Source organism: Pseudoalteromonas sp. '520P1 No. 423' (assembly GCF_001269985.1).
Lineage (GTDB): Bacteria > Pseudomonadota > Gammaproteobacteria > Enterobacterales > Alteromonadaceae > Pseudoalteromonas.
Genome location: NZ_BBZB01000002.1, coordinates 387,856 through 411,164, shown reverse-complemented (window position 1 = coordinate 411,164; position 23,309 = coordinate 387,856). Strand labels below are relative to the sequence as shown.

The 23,309-nt window shown below is 35.1% G+C and carries 15 protein-coding genes; 8 read left to right on the top strand and 7 right to left on the bottom strand.

Annotation, left to right across the window (positions count from 1 at the left end):
* The first annotated feature begins 799 nt into the window (after positions 1-799).
* The 5 genes from PSA_RS20475 (at position 800) to PSA_RS20455 (ending at position 7,029) form a co-directional block, all read left to right on the top strand.
* The gene (locus PSA_RS20475; RefSeq protein ID WP_042143806.1) at positions 800-3,424 is read left to right on the top strand and encodes a basic secretory protein-like protein; all 2,625 of its coding nucleotides are present in this window, start codon (positions 800-802) and stop codon (positions 3,422-3,424) included.
* Between the two features lie 78 nt (positions 3,425-3,502).
* Positions 3,503-4,249 (top strand): FKBP-type peptidyl-prolyl cis-trans isomerase, encoded by a 747-nt coding sequence (locus tag PSA_RS20470; protein WP_042143808.1) that lies wholly within the window; start codon positions 3,503-3,505, stop codon positions 4,247-4,249.
* Between the two features lie 17 nt (positions 4,250-4,266).
* Positions 4,267-5,286 (top strand): S9 family peptidase, encoded by a 1,020-nt coding sequence (locus PSA_RS20465; RefSeq protein ID WP_042143810.1) that lies wholly within the window; start codon positions 4,267-4,269, stop codon positions 5,284-5,286.
* A 102-nt stretch (positions 5,287-5,388) separates the two neighbouring features.
* Positions 5,389-6,588, top strand: a complete 1,200-nt coding sequence (locus tag PSA_RS20460; RefSeq protein WP_059365033.1) for a serine hydrolase — start codon at positions 5,389-5,391, stop codon at positions 6,586-6,588.
* Between the two features lie 111 nt (positions 6,589-6,699).
* A complete protein-coding gene (locus PSA_RS20455; protein WP_042143813.1) occupies positions 6,700-7,029 on the top strand; it encodes a hypothetical protein in 330 nt (109 codons plus the stop codon).
* 466 nt (positions 7,030-7,495) lie between these two features.
* On the opposite strand, the gene PSA_RS20450 is transcribed toward PSA_RS20455, so the two are convergent.
* Together PSA_RS20450 and PSA_RS20445 are read right to left on the bottom strand one after the other, a co-directional pair.
* Positions 7,496-10,300 carry a TonB-dependent receptor domain-containing protein gene (locus PSA_RS20450; RefSeq protein WP_042143814.1) on the bottom strand — a complete coding sequence of 935 codons (2,805 nt, stop codon included), beginning with the start codon at positions 10,298-10,300 and terminating at the stop codon, positions 7,496-7,498.
* Positions 10,301-10,922: 622 nt separating this feature from the next.
* The gene (locus tag PSA_RS20445; RefSeq protein WP_042143815.1) at positions 10,923-11,930 is read right to left on the bottom strand and encodes a LacI family DNA-binding transcriptional regulator; all 1,008 of its coding nucleotides are present in this window, start codon (positions 11,928-11,930) and stop codon (positions 10,923-10,925) included.
* Positions 11,931-12,424: 494 nt separating this feature from the next.
* Between PSA_RS20445 and PSA_RS20435 the strand changes: the two genes are divergently transcribed.
* From PSA_RS20435 to PSA_RS20425, 3 genes are read left to right on the top strand one after another with little or no spacing between them, the layout of a single operon-like run.
* Complete coding sequence (locus tag PSA_RS20435; protein ID WP_052379882.1) at positions 12,425-14,962, top strand: GH92 family glycosyl hydrolase; 2,538 nt, start codon at positions 12,425-12,427, stop codon at positions 14,960-14,962.
* A complete protein-coding gene (locus PSA_RS20430; protein ID WP_042143824.1) occupies positions 14,962-15,948 on the top strand; it encodes a carbohydrate kinase in 987 nt (328 codons plus the stop codon). The genes PSA_RS20435 and PSA_RS20430 overlap by 1 nt, the downstream gene beginning before the upstream one ends.
* The gene (locus tag PSA_RS20425; protein ID WP_042143826.1) at positions 15,949-17,121 is read left to right on the top strand and encodes an AGE family epimerase/isomerase; all 1,173 of its coding nucleotides are present in this window, start codon (positions 15,949-15,951) and stop codon (positions 17,119-17,121) included. It abuts the gene before it with no gap.
* A gap of 162 nt (positions 17,122-17,283) precedes the next feature.
* Here the strand turns inward: PSA_RS20425 and PSA_RS20420 are convergent, their stop codons facing one another.
* The 5 genes from PSA_RS20420 to PSA_RS20400 all read right to left on the bottom strand — a co-directional run bounded on the left by PSA_RS20420 (position 17,284) and on the right by PSA_RS20400 (position 23,123).
* On the bottom strand, positions 17,284-18,645 hold the full coding sequence (locus PSA_RS20420; protein WP_042143828.1) for a sigma-54 dependent transcriptional regulator: 1,362 nt from the start codon (positions 18,643-18,645) through the stop codon (positions 17,284-17,286).
* Positions 18,638-19,774 (bottom strand): PAS domain-containing sensor histidine kinase, encoded by a 1,137-nt coding sequence (locus PSA_RS20415; protein WP_042143830.1) that lies wholly within the window; start codon positions 19,772-19,774, stop codon positions 18,638-18,640. The genes PSA_RS20420 and PSA_RS20415 overlap by 8 nt, the downstream gene beginning before the upstream one ends.
* Positions 19,764-20,540: a hypothetical protein gene (locus tag PSA_RS20410; protein ID WP_042143832.1), complete on the bottom strand. Its 777-nt coding sequence runs from the start codon at positions 20,538-20,540 to the stop codon at positions 19,764-19,766. Before PSA_RS20410 ends, PSA_RS20415 begins: the two co-directional genes overlap by 11 nt.
* 2 nt (positions 20,541-20,542) lie before the next feature.
* The gene (locus PSA_RS20405; protein ID WP_042143834.1) at positions 20,543-21,898 is read right to left on the bottom strand and encodes a hypothetical protein; all 1,356 of its coding nucleotides are present in this window, start codon (positions 21,896-21,898) and stop codon (positions 20,543-20,545) included.
* Between the two features lie 547 nt (positions 21,899-22,445).
* On the bottom strand, positions 22,446-23,123 hold the full coding sequence (locus PSA_RS20400) for a hypothetical protein (RefSeq protein WP_052379883.1): 678 nt from the start codon (positions 23,121-23,123) through the stop codon (positions 22,446-22,448).
* Positions 23,124-23,309: the final 186 nt, after the last annotated feature.

Genomic DNA, 23,309 nt, shown 5'->3' with positions numbered 1-23,309 from the left:
TTCTTCGTTTAGTGCAATGTCTACGTATAATCAGTAAATGATTATGTTTAAACATTGCACTCTTATAACTCACGATTTATGAAAAAATATGAGCCATTAAATATGTACAATATTTCATAGAAAGTTAGTCTATAAAAAATAAAATTAGCAACCTAAAAATACATAAAATTAAACCTAATAAGCCCTCATAATATAGTCCAACAGACGATTATTTAAAGCCTAGCCAGAGGGAATCATATTTATTATTTTGCCAGATTAAGATTTCCCAATGCATTCATTTCATTACTGATTTCAAAGCTAAATTTTCACAATTAGTCCGGTATGTCATTATCAAGTTTTTAGAGTTGAAAAATATATATTAAGTAAAGCTATGTCCTATTTAAACATATTACTTTTCACCTTTTTGATGAGCATATAAAGTCTCTTCAAAGTGGTTTTAACCGATTAACTGAACGTGAAATTATCGCTTAAATGAACGAAAGTATAAGTTCCTACCCAGAGTGTTTGAGGGTTTTCAATTCTAAGCATGTTATCGCAGTAATCCTCTTCCTTAAAAGATAACATAACAACACTAAACTATCGAATACAAATTTAGAACGTTCCAATAAAATGTTGACAACTTGTTAAATTAGTATTTAAATTAGGTGAATTGAGTGGAAAAATTAACCATGCACGCAGTTATAAAAGCAGTAGAGTCTAATTGCGTTTCCATATTAATAGCCTGTGTTAAGGATATAATCAGAAAATAAATAAAAGCATTAACAATGGAAGTTAATAACTTTTAAAATTAGGAATAAAAATGATATTTAACAACAAGTTAAAAGAGAAATGTAAAATTGCCACAATTGCTTTATTCATCACTGGTATACCTTTACAACTATTGGCTGCAAGTACAGTTTTAACCAATAAAAATGGAACGTTCCAATCATCTAGTGAAAATACGAGTGGTTCAGAGGTAACGACGAACCTATTTGATAACAATAACGATAGTAAATGGCTTGCATTAGACAATACAGCTTGGGTCAGCTATCAGTTTGATCAGCATGCAATTTTAAGTAGTTACAGTGTTACGTCAGCTAACGATGCACCGACACGCGATCCACAAGATTGGCGCTTGCAAGGGAGTAATGATGCCCTAAATTGGCAGGTTATAGACAGTCAAACAGCTCAGGTTTTTGATCAAAGATATCAAACAAAAACTTATATGATTTCAAATAGGGATAGTTTTTCACATTATCGATTAGATATTACGAAAAACAGCGGTGATAATCTTATTCAACTAGCCGAATTTGCATTATCAGGTGAATATCAAACAGATCCACCTCCAGTAGATAATAGCGAGATACTCACTCAAATTGATAATGGTACAGTCACTTTTTCAGAGCAAATTCATGCGGGTGAAGGTGCGACTAATCTATTTGATGGCAATTCTTATTCCAAATGGCTCGCACAAAATAATACAGCTTGGGTTGCTTATCAGTTTACTAAGCAAGCTCATGTCACACATTATACGCTTACTAGTGCAAATGACGTACCTGATAGAGACCCAAAGTCGTGGTTATTACAAGGTTCTAATGATGGTCAACAATGGACCACTTTAGATAGCCAATCGAATCAGGGATTTAATAATAGGTATGAAGTTAATCAATATACAGTTAACCAACCAGAGTCATTTAGCTTTTATCGCTTGAATATAACAGATAATCACGGTGCTAATTATACGCAACTGGCTGAAGTTGCACTTATAGGCACATTCACAAATACGCCACCACATTTAGAAGCCAGTTTTACTGCGCAACCAACAAATATTCATACCGGTGAACAAGTTCAATATCACGCGCCAGATAATATGGATAGTTACAGTTGGTATTTTGAAGGCGGTACGCCAAATCAAAGTTCAGCTCAAAGCCCAACAGTGAGCTATCATAATAGTGGTTACTTTGATGCAAGCTTAACGGTTCAACTAGCAAATCAATCAGATACATTATTAAAACCACAATTAGTTGTTGTTAGCGAACGTCCAAATAATAATGTTGATATTACAAGTGACTCGGGTGTCCTACTGAGTCAATATGGTTCATCAATCAGTGGAGAAGGGCTAAATGAGCTTACTGATGATGTTTTAACTACAAAGTATGTCGTGCAATCAGCATCATCTTGGATTGAGCATAAAGGCGACCAAAACTATATAGTAACAGGCTACAGCATTACATCCGCTAATGACGCTCCTCCAAGGGACCCTAAATACTGGACCTTAGAAGGCTCTAATGATGGTATAAATTACACTATAATTGATAACCGAGACAACCAAAATTGGACTAGCCGCACTGAAACTAGAGATTTCAATTTTATTAATGTAACACCTTATCGTTATCACAGATTTAATTTTACCAATCATGGTATTGATGAATGGGGCTATGATGTATTACAAATTGCAGAGCTTAAAATTCATGGCTATGGTACTGGCGGCCAATATCCTTCAGCTAAAATGCAATTTAAAAACCCAGTAGCAATCTCTCAAACAGTAACGTTTTCATCAACAGGGTCAAAAAATGCAGCTCAAGTATTATGGCAAGTTCAAGGACAAGCAGATAGCAATAAAGCTTCACCCAGTTATACATTCAATCAAGCAGGTAACTATGCTATATCGCTTACAGTAACAAATGCTGAAGGTGAGAAAGATATAACAACAGGTAGTATACGAGTAAAACAGCCGGTAGGTTCTGGTAATTTTGTAGCCCCAAATATCAATTTTGTTGATGATGATCCGACTCATCCGGGTTCAATCATTTTTAAACAAATGATCCCAGATCCTGTGGCATTTATTCAACAACACTCTGAGACACTTGCTCGATTGATTTATGATGATGTTACACCGCAATTAATTAACAACGTTGAAAATATTACTTACCGATTACACGATTATGATGGTATTTCAGGAAAAAGTGGTAAAACGCCTAATATTAATATTAGCTTGAGTAGTCGATATATTGCTGAAAAAGCGCAACAATTAGGTGGCGAAACTGCATCCATTTTAACAGAACTAAGAGGCGTACTTTACCATGAATTAACTCATGGCTATCAATGGGAACCTGTAGGAGCTGGCGGGTATGCTGGCGGGACTGAGTTTTATGGATTCATTGAAGGATTAGCTGACTATAACCGCTTAACGCTTGGTTTTCACCCTGAAGCAGTTGCAAACAAAGGCGGCAGTCATACTAGTGGCTATACAACTTCAGCATTTTTCTATGTTTGGCTTGGTGAGCAATACAATATAGAACGATTTGGTAGCAAACTTAACGAAACGGCAACCACCATTGCTCCTTGGACGTTAGAAAAAGCATTGCATCAAATCTTTATTAATGAAGGACTCAACCCGCAGTCTGTTAGCGAATTGTGGACACAATACCAAAACTCACTTTAACCCAGAAATAAAAAATCTTTGCAGGTATTTAACCGTCATAAAACGTTGAATACCTGCATATATAAACAAGGAATTAACATGTTCTCTTTTTTGTCTGCAAACAGTTTAATTTTAGTGCTATTGAGCACCTCTGTTTATGCACAAACACCACCTGATAACCCAGAACCAACCATTTTCCCCTCTCAATTACATCCTTTAATGTCTTATGCGCAGGGTGTACATGTCGCAAAACTTATTGCACCGCAATTCAAACGCCAACTTAATTTAGGCATAAAGCTAAATAAACAAGACTTTATTAAAGGTTTTAGTGACTATTTACTAGAAAAAAACCAATTACCCAACAACGAAGTTAAGTTATTAAGCCAACAAATGTATCATTTAATGCAAGTTAATCATTTAAAAAATAACGCAAAAATTGCGCTTGATAACTTAGATGAAGGGCAAGCTTTTTTACAAAAGAACAGAACTAATCCAAAAATAAAATTCACAGCTTCTGGGTTACAATATCAAATCAATACTACAGCAAAAGGTATGAAACCAAAGTTAAAAGATGTAGTCACACTACGCTTTAATGCATCACGTATTGATGGCAGTACGATCAGTTCAAGCGACGTCAAGAATAAACCTCTTAATATTACCGTGAATAAGCTATTTAAGGGCTTTCAGCAAGGTTTACAAATGATGTCTATAGGCGCTAATTACACTTTTTTCATCCCTAGCAAATTAGCTTATGGGATCACTGGGGATGTTAATTTAAATATAGGCCCAAATGAAGTGGTTATTTATCAAGTTGAGCTTCTTAATATCCAGCCAGCAACATCATAACCTTTAAGAGACTCATTATGAAAAATAGTTTATATGTCATTATTATGTTTATTACAACTTTGAGTTGGGCGCATCCTGGTGAGCATTATGTACCCAGACAAGCCGGCACTTTACTTGATGACGGAGAAATAATTACACAAACCCCTTATCTATTTGAATTTGAAACCTATAAGCAGTTTACGCAACATCAATACAGTTTGGGCATGAATAAACAGCAAATAGATCAATTACTTCCTTTTGATAAATTTACGCAATATCAAGCTAATCATACAGTTCAAGTAACCGAAATTATATACAGAAGTGCCGCCACAAATATTGCAGGACTTATATTCACCCCAAAAGGAAATACTTCCAAACTTTTACCCATTATTATTTATAATCACGATGGTTATTTACGTAATGCAAAAATTAGCTTTTCCGAAATCATTGAATTGTATCGTTTAGCTGAACAAGGGTATGTTGTAATGGCATCTTATTTTCGTGGAAATGGTAACAGTGATGGACGGGCTGATTTTACCTTAGGCGATGTTACTGACGCCTATAATTTAACGATGGTTGCAGCTAAAAACATTAAGCAAGCAAATATAGATAAAGTAGGTATATTAGGCTTAGGCAGAGGGGGCACTACGGCTTATCATATGGCATTTCATAATGATAGCTATGATGCGGCAATTATGATGGCGGCTCCGACAGATTACAGTACATCTCACCAACTTAATCATCTAGATAAACATGTTTTTCCGTATGCTGTGAGGCACTACAAGCAGGATAAAAAAGCGGCTTTAATTCGAATTTCACCACTTAAACAAATTCAACATTTAAATAGACAACTTCCTATATTATTACTTCATGGTACACAAGATAACCAAGTTTTAGTGTCTGACAGTTTAAATATGGCGACTGCTTTAAATAAGCAATCACAGGTTTATAGGATGGCTATATTTGAACAAACCAATCATACATTTGATACTCAAATTTTAAAGTTAAGATCGGAAATTGACTATTGGTTTAATAAGTATTTAAAAAGTGAGACTTAAAACTTTCAATATAAGCAACTTAATTAAACGCTTTATGGGTATCTAAATCAATGAAAAGTATGTTATGTTCTAGTAGATATAATTACGTCATGGATGAGTCTTGTGAATAAAAAGTCTTTATTAAAGCTAGTACTTATCGTTTCAATATTGATACCTGATTTAGTCTTTGTAAATAAACAAATGGATCAAGGCGTCGACTACCACAATAAATACCAGCCAATGCTAAATAATCTTGTATCTAAATACATTCCCGGTGCCGTGCTTTTGGTTGAATCAAAACACGGCAGGTTTATAGGTAGCGCAGGCTTTAAAGACTTGGAAAAAAAGCAGCCAATGACAACAGATATTGTGATGCCAAATGGTAGTGCTGGAAAAAAATTAACTGCGTTGCTGATTGCTTTGTTGGCAGAGGAAGGGATCGTTGATCTTGATGCACCGATAAGTAAATATCTTGATAAAGAATTACTTAGCCAAATCCAATATTCGAATAGAATGACGTTAAGGCAATTGTTAAATCACACGAGCGGTATTTTTGAATATAACGATGCGGGTGATTATGCGTTTTTTAAAGCGCAATATGCTCAACGGAATAAAGTTACAACTGACATTTTTCCATTACACTTTGCGTTGAACCAACCCGCAGACTTTGAACCAGGAGAAGGATATTCGTACTCGAACACAGGCTATGTACTTGCTGGAGTCATTTTAGAGCGCGTTTTAAAAGAACACCCTTCGAAGGCTATCAGAAAAAGAATTTTAGCACCATTGGAAATGACATCTAGCTACTCTAAAGGGGTTGAAAAACATCAACCAGAGCTGGCTTCGGGCTTTTTTATCAATGATGAAGATCATCTTTTTCCAACCCCGCTTAATGTGTGGATTGATACAAAAGACATTATTGGGACTACTGCAACGTCTGACGCACCTTTAGCATCAGATGTTAATGATATAGCGAAACTTCTAAGGACTATCGTACGCAAGAACAAGTACTTCAGCGAAAGGTTGAGAACCGAAATGATTGGTGAAAAGCACTTAGTTGAGTCTTGGGGACCACGTTTTTATCAGGGCTCTGACTTCTATTATGGGCTTGGTATCTGGGTTGAAAAAGTTAATGATAAGAAATTCTACCATCATGGCGGTACTGAATTTGGCTATTTTACGCAAAATATTTACATCCCAGATGGAGATATCAGTATTACTGCCTTTGCGAATTGCGGTGTAAACGACAAATGTGAAGAAGCATTTCAACATTTTACTTTTGAGGTATTAGACTCCTTTTTAAACGTTAGTAGGGACATATAACAAGTGCCTAAACTAAGGACGAAAAAACAGCAGGCTTGCGCTCATTCTTCGCTAATTTTAATCTGCTATTTAGCGCCGGTTAGGCAAGCGTTATATTCCAAGGAACGATCGGTGAAAGTATTCGCATTTTTAGTACTTATTTTTAGCTTTGCCCTAGAAGCTAAAGATATTATTTTTATAGGTTCACCTTATTCAGTTGTCGAAAGCAAAAATTCTTGTAATAACCTTGTTGAAAGTGGTATTTGCATGGATGTTGCTTTTGAGCTGAAGTATAACGTTGTTGAGTGGTTTAATACTTCCAACGAAACTGAAAAAATTGAATTTATTGGTTTTACTAATTATTCTGGTTTAGCTAAGTTCACATCTTTTCAATACGCCTTGATTCACCTAAAAAAGGTAAAAGGATATTATCTTTTTAAAGATGTTAAGCCTGTCGTGTAGTTGGGAGAGGAACACATACTTTGTATCGATAAACAATTACCATATTTAAAAAGTTGTACGCAAAAACAAGCGGTAAAAAATTATTTAGGCTCGTTGTAAACTGAAATATAACAAATAAAGTTAAGTGTCGCGTGGTCGACACCTCATCTTTGTGTTGAACAAGCCCGAGCTAAAGTCGTATGACTTATTTATAGTAAATAGTGATGATCATGTTTTTTATTTTCTGTAGCTTTCATTTATTTTAACCAAGTGAAAAATCTGGGGTCAGGTTTTGCCTTTTGACCTAGAGCTTATGACCGCAATGTCACAGAAGCAGCCATAAAGCCACACTTAAAATATTGTCATGAGCATAAGTCCAAACAGAAAAAAACGACATATCAATAGTAATAATTAATTTTAACTCCTATAAAAATACCTACTTAAACTAAACTACAGCATGAGTAGGTACCAGAGGAAAGACCAAGAATTAAAAGCTATATTTAGCCCTTAAGAAAAAACTGCTACCTAAAAATACTGCACTATAAGCACCAGAAGAATTAGTATTACCAGCTGTTAGCATGGTTCTTCTAGGCGCTTGATCAAATACATTATTGATACCCACTGAATAGGCAATATTATCTTTAGGACGATAATTCACATTAAGGTTTGAATAACTCCAACTATCAATTTTATATTGATAGTCCTCTGCTCTGCCTGGAGTAGTTGATTCACCAATAACATATGTGACCCAACCCGCCGATAAAGCTTCTTTTTGCCAATTAAGGCTGAAATTGAACTTATTCTTCGGTTGATGGCCACCTGAAGATGTATGTGTACCAATATAGTCTGTTACGCCACCATCAAAAATACTCACTTCATGTTTTAAACCATGATGCCAACTTAACTGAGTAGTAAAGCTACCGATATTATCAATCTCAAATTGATAATTTGCCTCTGTATCAATACCGCGATAGTGTGATGCATTTAAGTTTTCGTTGTAGTTATCAACACCTAATAGCACCCCTTGTAAAGGTCCTGATTTATAACGATTTATATCATCACAAAATGCCCCAGTTTCATTACATAACTCTATTTTTCTGACAGGTGAAAAAGTTGAAATGGTGTCTTCTAACTTAATGTCGTAATAATCAGCACTGATTGAGAAGTTTTCAAATGCAGTGGGTGTTAAAGCAAAACCAACTGTTTTAATGGTGGCAGTTTCTGGATCTAAATTAGGGTTACCACCTGCATTAATTCTTATTGAATCTAAGCCATCTCTAAATCCTGCAGCTGGTGCACCTGTCGCAATACAGCCTGAATCTTTAACAGGATCAAGCGCCCGTAACGGCTCATCGCCTTGGGTTTTACAAGGATCAATACCACTTGCAAATGAAGGTAGTTGCCCCGCAAACAGTTCTTGGATATTTGCAGCCCTAAATGCTTGGCTAGCCGTCGTTCTCAAAGTTAAATCATCATTAACAGCCCAAACTAATGACGCTTTTGAATTAGTTGTATTACCAGCACCAGTACTATAATTTGAATAACGACTTGCTACGTTTAATTCTAATGATTTCGCAAAATCATGCTCTGATAATACTGGTATATTAAGTTCAACATACACTTCTTCGACATGATACTTACCGCCTGTTGGACGACCATTGCCATCAGTTGTCATTGCATGAACCGCATTACTGTCAGTTTGCATACGCCCTTTTTGTTCCATATAAGACAAACCAGTCGCAATACTAAGGTCGCCTGCAGGCAACTCCATTAAAGTTCCAGTTACATCAAATGTCAGAGTTTGTACCGATGTAAAGCCAAACCTGAGATTGTCCCAATCACCCGATACATAAGCCATGGCTCTAGGATCTGCTTGTTCGTTTGGTCCAACAAATACATTTAAAGGGATACAAGTTGATTGAATAAACTTAATATCATCAGGCCCTGAACCACATCTCAATTCCCCTTCGGCATTAGTATGAGTGGGCCCCACAGCTTCTCTTACGCGGGCCCAATTAAATACACCACCTCGTTTTTCTTGGCTTTCAAAACGACCAAAATTAAATGCTGTTCCCCAGGACCAAGTTTCATTAAAATCGCCACTAAGCGCTAATACAAATCGATATTGGTTATTTGAGAAAGTACTTTCACGTGGGCCAAAATCATTCATACGCTTTGACCACTTAAAAATATCAAAAGCTTGACCATTGCTATCTTTAGGACCAAATTGTTGGTTGTAATAATTATCTTTAGAGATGGGAATATCATCATAACCACCAATCCAAGGAATAAGCGGCTGAGCGGCAGAGTTCGAGTTATTATTTCGATGCGAGTACATTACTTCAAAATCAAGCTTTACATCTTCAGAACCAAGTAATTCACCGAACTCATATACCCCTATAGTAGACATAGTGTATTTTTCTGTGGGCTGCTGTAGATAAGATTGTTCATGATAATTATACCTATCAGTATTAGAGAACTCATGAAATTCACCATATTCAGGGCCTTGGGTTAACCGCTTGCCTGTTTCAGGATCTGTTACTGCAGTCCAAGGTAGCCAATAGCTACCCCAAGGAGTTACTGAGCCATCATCTTCTAATCGGACAACCGATTTTGAAAAGTCAACTTGGCTTGAATAAATCGCTTCATCTTTAGTATAACTACCTGCAAACGTTACATTGCCTTTATCACCACTAATACCTGCAACAAACTCAATATTAGTTTTAGCGCCATCGCCATTTAAATTATCGCCATATGAAGCACTAACTTCAAAACCTTCATAGTCCTTTTTGGTAATAATGTTAACAACACCTGCAATCGCATCAGAGCCATAAATTGCTGAAGCCCCATCCATTAAGATCTCTACTTGATCGATAATCACAGTTGGAATAGCACTTAAATCAACGGCAGAATCAGCCCCCGAACCACCAGCAGGTAGCCTACGACCATTAATTAACACAAGTGTTCTTTGAGTACCTATGCCTCTTAAATCAAAACGTGTTACACCACTGCCATTTGCAGTCAGCGAGTTAGCAGAAGGTTGTGATACCACCATGGTTTGCAAAATATCACCAATATTTCGATACGGACTGGCTTCTATTGTTTTTTTATCAATTACTGTCACTGCAGAAGCTGATACTAAATTAGCGCGTGGTATACGAGAACCTGTCACAACTATCTTCTCATACGTTTCGGCTGTCTGGTCTATCTGGGTTGCATTAATATCGATAGCAGTAACAGCACTACACACCGCAATGGCCAAACTACACTTTTTAAAAATATAATTACTCATAGATTATCCCTTAATCAAAAATAGGAACGTTCCAATTTTAATTTAACCAAAATAGCTTGTTATTAACTATATGTTCTAAGTTGATCCTGTTCGTCGTTATATCTCACCTCGTTAGTTGATGAGATTAATGACAAACAAATCATTACAGTTAAACTAAATATCGATCGAACATCATTTATTATTGTCAATGGCAGCTCATCATTAAACTGCTCAATTATTAAACCATGAAATGGAACGTTCCAAAAGTAATTCATGTAAAAAATATTAGACTAAAATGTAACAACTTTTTTTCAAACACATTTAGAACCGTAATAGAAACAACTGGTAATACAAAATTTTTTATCTAAGCTTGGCTTAATAAGCTCTTCTAAATAAAATATTTTTTAGCTTAGTTGGGTAATAAAAATATTCACTCCCCCTAAACATTTATTAGGTTATTTAACTTGGTAAGTTTTTAACATGATCAATTAGCGGTAATAAGGAGAGGTTTTGAGTTAAACATGTAATTAAAATAAAACGCGGTTTAACTAGGCATGAATACACATACCTATATAAGTCTGATTTATTAATTGGTAAAAATTAAAATAGCCTAAAATACTTTTGACTAATTACTATAGAGTGTTTAGCTTGTTTCTCGTTCAATAAAATCAACATTAACTAAGACTTTATTTCGGTTACTGTCTTTGATATTACTTAAGATATGACACACTGCAATACCTATTTTGGTTGCGTCAACATGCACAGTAGACAATGCAGGAGACATTAATTTAGAATCTTCTAAATCATCAAACCCCACAATAGCGATATCTTTCTTTGGATTTTTACCAATTGAGCGCATATGCTCTATAGCACCATAAGCAATTACGTCATTAAAGCAGACAACAGCTTCAATATTTGGCTCTACTTCAAGTAATTCACCCATCGCTTTACGGCCACCATTACGATTAGTTTCAGATTGAATACATACTTTTTTAGAGAATTCGACATCAGCCAAAAGCATTGCTTCTGTAAATCCAGACAATCTCTGATGATAATCCGAAATTGACTCTAAACCGCCAATAAATGCGATTTTACGATAGCCTTTACCCAATAAGTGCTCTGTTGATAATTTAGTGCCTGAAAAGTTATCAGGTAAAACCGTAGCGACTTTAGCACCCGATATTTCACGCATGATATTAACAACTGGGAATCCTTGTTCCACTAATTTATTAGTCCAATCAGCAGTTGTTCCCGGAGCAGGACATATAATAAAAGCTGCCACATTATATTCTTTTAAGTTTCTGACAAGCTGTTGTTGCGTTTCTACATTTTCGCCACTATTTACTAGCATAGAAAACATACCCATTTTACGAATTTGTTCTTCTAAACCCACAGCAAGCTGTGCTGAATATGGATTTGTTAAATCATTAATGACAATAGCGACTAAATTAGAGCGACGACTCCGCAATGATGCAGCATCTCGGTTATACACATAACCTGTTTTTTCAATTGCTTTTTCTACTTTTAATTTAGCTTTATCGCTTACCTTTTCACTTTGAGTAAGCACTAAAGAAACTGTCGATTTAGATACGCCAGCCTCTCTGGCTACATCAAATACAGTGACACTTTTTGAGGTTGATTTTTCACTCATTAACACAGTTTCCTAGCTAAAAATGGTATGGCATAAACTAAAATTGATTGAATTATAACGAAGCACGCTGTATATTGATACAAATTGGAACGTTCCACAGTAAATAACTAATATTACAAAAGTGGAATTTGCATAATATGAAACAGCACTCTCTTTTAATGTATTGCAAGCCACATAAAAAAGTTCATGCTTTAAAAACGGTTATTATTTTAGGGTTATTACCTCCAACACTGACTAACCGAACCGTTGTTGAACACAATAGTCCGCTATGGATAGCGCTTTTCATTAATAAAAGTGGTGAAGCTTTTTACAATGCCCACAAAATCAATCCCAACATACTCCCCCATAAAGATACTCTAAATGGAGTCAAAGTTGTGTTTGTGATGTTAGATTCACTATATAAACAGAGGGTAAATTCCGTTTGAGGTTATCTACCTTCAATAAATAATTGATAAACTATTAACTCCCCAGTGTTAACTGGGCAAAGGAATTTCATGTCAAAAATAACACATGTAAAATTATTCGCTTTTGCCAGTACAATGACTTTGGCTGCTTGTTCTGACAGTCAAATGCGCAATACTGCACCTCAAGTTAAAAACGTTGATTCACAAAGTTCAAGTTGGGTAACTAACCCTGTCGATTTTGTCGACCCATTTATTGGCACGCAAGGTGTATATAATCATCGTCAAGCTTCAAATGTCGTACCTGGTGCTGTGCTGCCTCATGGCATGTTTAATTTTGGCCCTGAACATGCGTACACCCATGACTTGCTAGATGAAAGTGAAGGCATAAAAAAGCGGGTTATCACAGATCGGAGCCGTGTCCCTGTATCGCCTGGCGGCTACAATTATGACGCTAGTAGGATAAAAGGCTTTTCATTTACCCGTATATCAGGCACAGGTTGCTTAGGTGCCTCAGGTGATATCCCAGTTTTACCTTTTACAAAAGACATTACTCATTCTCCTGATAAAGATATGCTTGATGCATATTACAGTGCAGGCTTTACCCATGATGATGAAACCGCTATTCCTGGTTATTATCAAGTTAAAATGGATAATGGTGTCAATGTTGAATTAAGTACAACTCACAGAACGGGAATTGCCAAATTTAGTTTTGATAACCCTAAAAACGCTAAGCTTATTTTTAAAACTGCAGCTTCGCAATTAGGCAGTGGTGACGCCAAAACTCAAATAAACCCTAAAACAGGAGAGATCACAGGCTCAGTTACAAGTGGTAACTTTTGTGGTTATTTAGGCGAATATAATCGAAGAGATTACTATACCTTACATTTTGTAGCTCAGTTAGATGTCCCTATCTCAGACTCGGGTAGTTGGCAAAATGAAACAGTTAAGCACAACACAATTTCAAGCCAAGGGGGTACAGGTTATGGCGATAAAGGTATACCTAAACTAGGCAAAGGATCTGGAGTTTGGGTTGATTTAGATTTATCTAAACAACAAATTGCCACGATGAAAGTAGGTATTTCTTATACTAGCTTAGCCAATGCAAGAAAAAATTTAGCTCAAGAACAGCCCAAAGGAAGTACTTTTTCAACAATACGAAAAAATGGATACAACATATGGAATAATGCACTAGGTAAAGTCAAAATTGCATCAGATAACATCGAAAAATTAACAACATTTTATACTGCCCTATTTCATTCACAATTTCACCCTAATATTTTTAGTGACGTCAACGGCGAGTACTTAGGTTTCGATCAAAAAGTACATCAAATTGATAAAAATCAAGAAGCCCAATATGCTAACTTCTCAGGTTGGGATGTATACCGCTCACAGCTTCAGCTAGTAACTTTACTTAATCCCAAACGGGCTAGCGATATTGCCCAATCCCTGTATAACCAAGCACAGCAATATAATGGCGTATGGGATAGATGGACACATAACTCTGGTCCTACTGGGGTGATGAATGGAGATCCTTCAAGCATCGCTATTGCAAATTTTGTGGCTTTTGGTGCCACTGAATTTGATATAGAGGGGTCGTATGCATCTTTAATTACTGCAGCTAACACGCCAACTTCGTTAGATTTAAGTGATATAGGTTGTCCTGTTTTTTGCCGTGGTCAACACCCTTCTTTAGATCAGTGGTTAGATATTAAATATATTTCAGAACAATCAAATAGTTGGGAAGGCGCATCAGAAACTTTAGAACAAGCTTCTGCTGATTTTGCACTCTCACAATTAGCTCAGCGTTTGAATAAAACTGAAGATGCGATGAGTTTGCTTGAACGATCGGGATATTGGAAAAACCTATTTAATCCATCTGCCACGACAGAACAAGGCTATATTCAAGGCCGTAACAATGATGGTACCTTTAAAGAGAAGTTTGATGCAAATAATCCTCACTTATTTGTAGAAGGAAGTCCTGCACAATATTTATGGATGGTGCCATTTGATGGCGCAGGTTTAAATCATTTACTTGGTGGCGATGACATCATGACAGCACGCTTAGACAATCACTTTCATAAACCTGATGGTAGCTGGGTCTTGTTTAGAGATGAAGCCATTTATGCTGATGTATCAAACCAACCTTCGATAGCAACACCCTGGATGTATTTATTTACTGGCAATGCCCATAAAACACAAGACACTGTGCGTGCAACAATTGATTTACTTTGGAATAACACCAAAAAGGGGATCCCTGGACAGGATGATTTAGGCCAAATGTCCTCTTGGTATGTTTTCTCTGCACTAGGCTTATATCCTTTAACGCCAGGTAAGGCAGACTTAGTATTATCGAGTCCTATATTTGAACACGCTAAAATTGGTAATTTAACAATTAATGCACCTTCAACCTCACAAGCGAATCGATTTATTTCAAAATTGAAAATCAATGGTGTCCCGACTAATAAAAGTTGGATTAACGATGATTACATCAATCAAAAGGTCGAACTCGATTTTTCGCTATCAACAGAGCCTAACTTTAATTGGGGGCGCGCATTAATTAATCGACCACCATCTTATGCTACAACAAAAATGGCTATTAATAGAACGGCATCTGAAGGTATTAAGTAATGAAACCTATTGTTTGTTTTGGAGAGGCAATTATAGACTTCCTTAATACGAGTGAGCAAAATGAGGATTTACTTCAACTAAATAATTATCGCCAATATCCAGGTGGTGCGCCAGCAAATGCAGCGGTTGCTGTCGCAAAGCTTGGTGGTAATGCTTTTTTTGCAGGCCAAGTTGGTAATGATCCTTTTGGTACATTTTTAATTGATGCACTTAAACAGTATCAAGTACATACTGATTTTGTAATGCAACATGCAACTGCAAAAACAGCGTTAGCTTTTGTGATGCTCGATAATAGCGCTGAGCGCAGTTTTTCGTTTTATCGTCAACAAACGGCAGATATTTTAGTTACCCCAGAGCAAGTAAATGATGCCTGGTTTACCTCCCAAACAATTTTTCATATTTGTAGTAATACCCTGACTGATAATGATATTGCTCAAACCACTGAGTTTGCAGTAAATAAAGCCTTAACAGCACAGTGTGTTGTGAGCTTTGATGTCAATTTAAGACATAACTTATGGCAACATAAAAAAGCTGAACGACCGCGGATCAATCGATTAGTGATGCAGTCACATATCATAAAATTTTCTTTAGATGAATTGCACTATCTTGCAGATGATAAATGTGATCAATACATTACAGACTGCTTGTCTCAAAGATGTGAGTTATTACTGATAACCGACGGCAGTCAAGATATTAAATATTATACAAAAGGCTTGCGAGGTTGTATCTCGCCCCCTCAAGTCAATCCCATTGATACAACAGCAGGAGGGGATGGTTTTATTGGTGGTTTATTATTTGCCCTGGGTCAATCTGCACACTTGTCTGATTTACTTGAAAGCCAAACTTATCTTGAACATGTCATTGCATTTGCAAGTTTATGTGGCGCTTTTACAGTTACTAAACTCGGCGCATTTCCAGCCCTACCAAATAAAATAGATATTTTAAATCAATCAGAAAGCTTTATTGATATTTTTTCGGAGCAATAAATGAATTTTTACGATCGCAATTTTTTAATCGATCACTGCAAAGACATATTTACCTTTTATGATAATGGAGTCATTGATGATCAAGGAGGCTATTTTCAAAATTTTTATGATAATGGCGATGTTTTTGACACTAATTATAAGCAATTAGTCAGTAGCACTCGGATCGTGGTCAATTATGCGCTAGGTGCTGAAATACTCGATAAGCCTGAATATTTAAAGATTGCAAAACATGGTTTAGATTTTATCGAGCAATATCATTGGCAATCCGACACGCGAACTTATGCTTGGACACTTAACAATAATGAACCTGATGATATGACGCAACAAGCATATGGCTACGCATTTGTATTATTGGCGTACGCTGCAGCTAAAAAAGTAGGTTTAATTAGTGTTCAAGATAAGCTTGATGAATTATATCAACTTCTAGAACAACGCTTTTGGCAAGCTGAGTATGGTTTATACGCCGACACTTTATATCAAGATGACCACCTAAGTGAGTATCGAGGACAAAATGCCAACATGCACATATGTGAGGCGATGATATCAGCATATGAAGCAACACAAGATGATAAATTTTTAAAACGGGCACAGCTGATTGCTGCCAACATATGCCAGCGCCAAGCAGCTTTAACTAATGGACTTGTTTGGGAACACTTTACTGCCGATTTTCAAATTGATTGGCAATATAATAAACACGATCCAAAAAATTTATATCGACCATGGGGATTTCAACCTGGGCATCAAACTGAGTGGGCAAAATTATTACTTCAGTTAAACCGTTATGCTCCACAGCCATGGTTAATGTCGACTGCCCAAACATTGTTTAATATTGCTTACAATATTGCTTGGGATGATCAATATGGTGGCCTAATATATGGCTTTGATACCGATAATAATTATTGTGATGATGATAAATATTTTTGGGTTCAAGCAGAATCTATAGCAGCAGCAGCTCTCTTATATCAAGTTACTCAAGATCAAACTTATTTAGATAAATATCATCAACTTTGGCAGTATAGTTGGCAACATATGATTGATCATCAATTTGGGGCTTGGCTTAGAGTTTTAAAACGTAACAATGAAAAGTACTCAAATGAAAAGAGTACCGCAGGAGCGAAGTGTGATTACCACACTTTAGGTGCATGCTTTGAGGTGATTAAATATGGTATTTAGCAATAATTTATCAAACTGAATCTCATAGTACTCTTTCTCTGTAATGAATTAAGTTACAGATTAATTTTCAAATAGCTAAAGCCACAAACTTAACTTGTGGCTTCTTTAATGAAAAATGAAAAGGCTAGTATCACTACCTTTAATAATAACCGGCATAAATATTTAATCAAAGTTCTGATTTCTTTTAATATTATATTGAGTCAATTTTTTATATAAATAAGTACGATCTATCACTAATGACTTTGCAACATGAGTGATATTACCTTTATACTGTTTGAGTTTTTTGATTAATAACGCTCGCTCCGTATGATGCCGAAATTCTTTTAAACTCAGTTCATCATCTATTATATTTATAGTATTAGGTTTGCTGGATATCTCATCAGGAATATCTGAAATCAATAGTTTATCATCACCCATGATCAACATTCGCTCAATCGTATTAAGTAATTCTCTTACATTACCTGGCCAAGAATATTGACTTAAAATTGAATAACATTTTGGATCTATAGACTTATTGGCAAATCCATTTCGTTTACTTAAATAGCCAATAAAGTGATTAACGAGTAATGGAATATCTGATTGGCGCTCACGTAATGAAGGAGACTGTATTGGTATCACATTAATCCGATAAAACAAATCTTCTCTAAACTCGCCCTGTTGCACCTTGAGCTTTAAGTCTTTATGGCTCGCAGCTAATAATCTAACATCAACTTTTGTAATTTTATCTGAGCCTACTTTTTGAATTTCTTTGCTTTCTAACACTCTTAATAAACTTGCTTGAGAAGCTAACGGCATATCACCAATTTCATCTAAGAATAAGGTCCCCTTATGAGCCATTTCAAAGTAACCTTTTTTATGCTGTTCAGCACCTGTAAAAGCCCCTTTAACATGACCGAATAAAGCACTCTCGATTAAATTTTCAGGTATTGCTGAGCAATTTACTTTTACTAAATCTTTACTTGCTCTACGGCTTTGTTGATGAATACTTTGTGCAATCAATTCCTTCCCTGTACCACTTTCTCCAGAGATTAAAATTGCAGCATCTGTTTGGGCTACTTTATTAATACTTTTTCTCAATTGCTTCATAGATGAATGTTCGCCGAGCAACTGTTCATCTTGTTGAGCTTGCTCTAATGATTTAACTCTATTTTTTAAAAGAGAAAAATCAACGCAATTTTTTACTGTAATACTTAGCTTATCAGCATTAAAAGGCTTTTCTAAAAAATCAAAAGCCCCCAGCTTTAATGTTTGTGCTGCTTCATTTAAAGAGGCATTACCTGAGATAAATATGACTGGCATAACAAGGTTTTCACTGCGCATTTGTTTAAATAATTCAATGCCACATTGCTGACCTAAACGTATGTCTATAATTGCCATATCATAATCATGTGTTTGCATACTTTTTAGTGCCAATTGTGCATCACAAAAGTCTGAAACTATATAACCTTCAGGCAACAAACACGCTTTAATACTTCTACAAATATTAACTTCATCATCAATAACAATTATATGTTTATCAGTCATTTAATCTTTCACTTATCGGTAGATTTATTTTAAAAGCAGCACCTTTATCTAATGGTAAACATATAATGTCACCATTATGACTTAGTAGTATTTTTTTCACTATAGCTAAGCCTAACCCCATATTCTCAGCGCTTTTTTTGCTGCTATAATGCATTTTAAAGATATGTTTTTGAGTTTCATTATCAATTTTTACACCATCATTAAATAACACCATAGATATTTCAGCGCTATTTTCGCGCTTTAAGCTCATAGATATTTGAAGTGTGTCTTTGGTTGGATTAGCTTGAACTGCATTATTAATAATATTAATTAAACACTGATTAATTAATAAATGGTCCATTTTAACATTAATGTTTTTCACATCATTTTCGGTTAAAACCCTGAATTTAACCACAGGCCAACCATTTTGATGTTGCGTAATAAACCGCTCACAATATTCTGCGATATTAGCCTCTTTTAACACTGGCTCAGGTAGTTTAGCAAATTGACTAAAATGGCTTACCATCTCTTTTAATTTATAAACTTCTTCGCTCACAACTGAGGTCGTTTCGTTTAAATTCTCTTTAAAAGACTTAGGATCAGCATTCAAATAAACTCGACTCAAATTACTCACCATCATTTCTATTGGTGTCAGCGGGTTATTAATTTCATGAGCTAACTTACCTGCGATAGTTTGCCACTCATTAAAATGACTTAACGATTGTAGTTTTTCTGCCTTTTTTAAATCACTGCTTAACAGTGTTTTATATGAACGTGCAACGTTTTGGCTAAGCCAAACCGCTGCAACTAATGACACTATTAAAACCAATACAAACAGAACTAAATAATATGTGAGATAGGTATCTCTTAAAACTTGCTGTAATAAGCCCGGTTTCTCATAAACAATTAATTCATCAGATGTTTGTAAAAAGCGAGATTTATAAACCTCTGCGTTATCGGGATCCAATGTTTTAAGTAACTTCAAATCATCACGATAATTTTGCAATATCGTTTGGGTTTGCGGTTTCGTTATCATAGATGTGGCACTTTGCAGTACCTCATCTAGTAAAACATAAGAAGCCAATAACGGCAGTATAGACAAAGCCAAAATAGAGCCTATTAAATAGAGATTGATGCGCCTATTTTTCATTTATCAAACTCTGCTGTGTGATATCTAAGCTTACTTGTTCACTTCGCCAAAGGGCTGGAATTGCATCAGGATCCATATACTGATCTAAAATCTGATCAAATAACTTTTGAAACCTTGGCCTACCTATTGACGCATCAGCTAAACCAGCCTTTCTTTTAAGTACCCTTTTTCCTTTTTTAACCGTTACTTGGCCAATAGACATCAGCGGCGTATTATTAGAAGTGACAAGTATATTATTCTCATCACTGTCTGGTTCATAAGTATAGCCTTGGCTTGTTGCTATCCAGGCTCTTATCTTTTTTATACGCTCGGTTTTTACCGGGTTTACCAATACCATAGCTTTTAATTGATGCACCTCAGTAGAATCAATCTCTTTTAAGATATTGGCACTTGTAAAAGTTAAATTGTCTATAAAATCAACTAATAAAGTGCTATTTTCAAAAGATTTTTTTTGTACACCATCAGCATGACTTATATTCACATTATAAATTTCATCCCATAAATCATAAGTAATTTGGTAATTAACCGAAGTCAAAAAACGCTGCTGTCCATTTCGCGTTAACGATATGATTAAGCTTATATTATTTGGCAAACCACTATTAATATCACGTTCAATAATATTCTGTGGATATTGAATATTATTAACACTAAGATGCATTGCTTGATTTTTTATTCTTGGCTGAAGGTCAATAGCTAATACATTTGATGAAAACAATGTCAACCAACCCAATACTGGTAGCCAAATAGAAATAAATATATTCGACATACCTAGTTTTCCTCTTGGTGAACATAACCTAAAGATAAACGGTAAATCATAGTTTGAGTTTGATAAGTATAACCTGCATTAAAAGCGTAATTGGTAGTTCCAGTAAAACCATTATTCCATTTTCTTTCACCATAATGTACTGATGTATGCCAACCTGAATAAACACCACTGGTTTTATCTACTTGCGTAATATTGGTAAAACGCGCAAATAATTCGCCACTTTTTAAATAGTCTGAACTTGGTGCATATTCAAACTGTTCAATGCTAGTATCTATGCCTAAAGAAAGCACTAAATTGGTCGCTAAACTAAAGTTTTCTTTATAAGACATACCTAAGCTTTTTGAATGTGAGTTATAGTTAATCTTACTTAAAAAAGCGCTACCGCGAGTAGGAAATAACAAATCATCTTCACTATTCCAACCATAATCTAGGGTATATGAATTTTGAGGTCTGGCATTTGAGTTATATTCAATATTAAAGCTAACAAAAGAATGACTTGCAAAACGTCTACCCAGTGACATATCAATATTTTCGGAGAGATATTTTGAAGAGCCATTTCCCCTCTCCATACTGCCATCAAAATAATCTCTTTGTAATTTGAAATCTGTAAAATTATTTATTTTTCCGATACTTGTTCTAAAGTAATACCTAGCAGAACCAAATAAGTGAGGGTCGTAATACGCTAGTTTATAGTTATTATTTTCATCATCAAACTGCGTAATATCTCTAGAAGTGAAGTCAAGTTCTGGATATTGAGTTAAAGCCCAAAATTTTATTTGACTATCTGTAGTTATGCTATTTTTTCTATTCAAATAGCTTTTTTCAATTGAAAACGATAGCTCTTTACCTTGCCCTAAAAAGTTAAAATCAGTAATTTTTCCAGTCCAAATATGACCAGCGGTATCATTTATTGTGTTGCCACTAAAGCAATTGACTACTCTTTTAATAGAATAATAAGCACAGCTCCCATGTTTGTTCCTGTCCTTCTTTTTTTCATAACGATAACCCACATCATATTGAATATTGCTAGCTTCTGTTATATCAAAAACCACCACCACATAACCGCGCTGACTGCCTTTTTCTAAATGAATACGAGTACTTTTAAACTGAATCAAAGTGCCAAGTCGTAATTTAGCGTCTTCAATTTCATCTGGATTTAATACATCGCCTACATTTTGATAGTACTTTTTTGTAATAAAATCACAATCAGTTGTGTTATTTCCAGTACATTTAATATCATCAATAATTAACTTTGGCGACTCTGCTTCATTAGCTTGTGCCTGTTCGCTGTTAGAGGATATTGCAAGTAATAAAGATATTCCGACTAAGTATTTTAAAGCCAAAGTGCGCTTTTCCATTTTTTAAATTCCTATTTTTATTTAATTTCACTTTGGTTTTGCAAAGGTAATGCCAGTAGTGAAAAATATATTTAAATGGATTTAATTCATTGTTTTTTATTGATTTAATATATTTAATCCAAGGTGGGTAATGTGCCAGAAGTGTTGTCTAAAAACAACACTTTATTCTATTATTCTACAATTACAGTAATGTCACTTTGATAATATATGGTGTGCTTTAAATTAATCTAAATGCAAAGATAATAGCTGTTAGGTTTTAACTGAGGCTAAACGCGAAAATAGCATTTGTCGCTGTTTAGGTGAGAAAGTATAGTAATCAAAAACAATGCTTGCCCCTGATTTATTTTTAATTTTGATTTGTCTAAGTAAACGTCCAAAAATTGCACAATAAATAAATTCAAAACTAAATGACTCATGATTATAAAAAGAAACCGCATTAACGCCTATTAATGCGATTATAATCCCGATGAACTCAGGTATAAACTTTATTAAAAATGTACTGTGCTCTGCTTTGCTTAATCTTCAACATAATTTCTATCTGTAGTTTTTATAGTGAATCTTTATTTGATTTTATCCAATTTTTAACAGGCTTGATCCAGTCTGAAATTGGGCGATAAAATGCTCCATGTTCTAAACCTGTATTTATTTCAATTTCTCGAAATGATTTAACATTCACACTTTTTTCTTTTAATGCCAAACAGGTATTAGAACGATCGGTTTTTTCATAAATAGATAACACATTACCATATACTTTGATGTCGGTATGTTTATTAGATATTAAACGACCACACCCAGCTAAAATAATAGTATTAATTGCTAAATCTGATAGTTTGTCTGAAGTAAGCCCTGTTATAAAGGCACCTCTAGAAAAGCCCATTATTGTAATATTTTCAGCAGCAACACCTTGCTTTACCAGCTCTCTTACTTGAACACTCAACTTTTGAGCATATTTAAATGGATCAGTATTTTTTGGTCTATGAGCTGCAATAAGATGGTAATTGTCATCTAATAAAGCTTGTTTAATAGCAGGAAAGTCATATACCCCCCAGCCAAATTTAGTATTGATAGGTTTTGGGTTTGTACCTTCAACTATGTAACCATGAGAATAAAAAACATACTTTTCTGAAGCATTTATATTTTCGGGAAATGTTTCATAAATATTACCTGCAAGTATAGGGCTTGAAAACATGCCTGCAACTAACAACGGGACTATCGATTTAATCATTATTTTTATTACTCTTTTTTAACTGATAATAGCAAGTTCACTTTCAAACTATGTCATTTATATTGACCTGTTTAGCAATCTAAATATTACTTATAAGTGTTCATCAAATTAGATCTTACATCAACAACAACTCATGGAGAATTAAAAATCACTAACTAACTAATTTTGTTTGAAAAATACGTGATT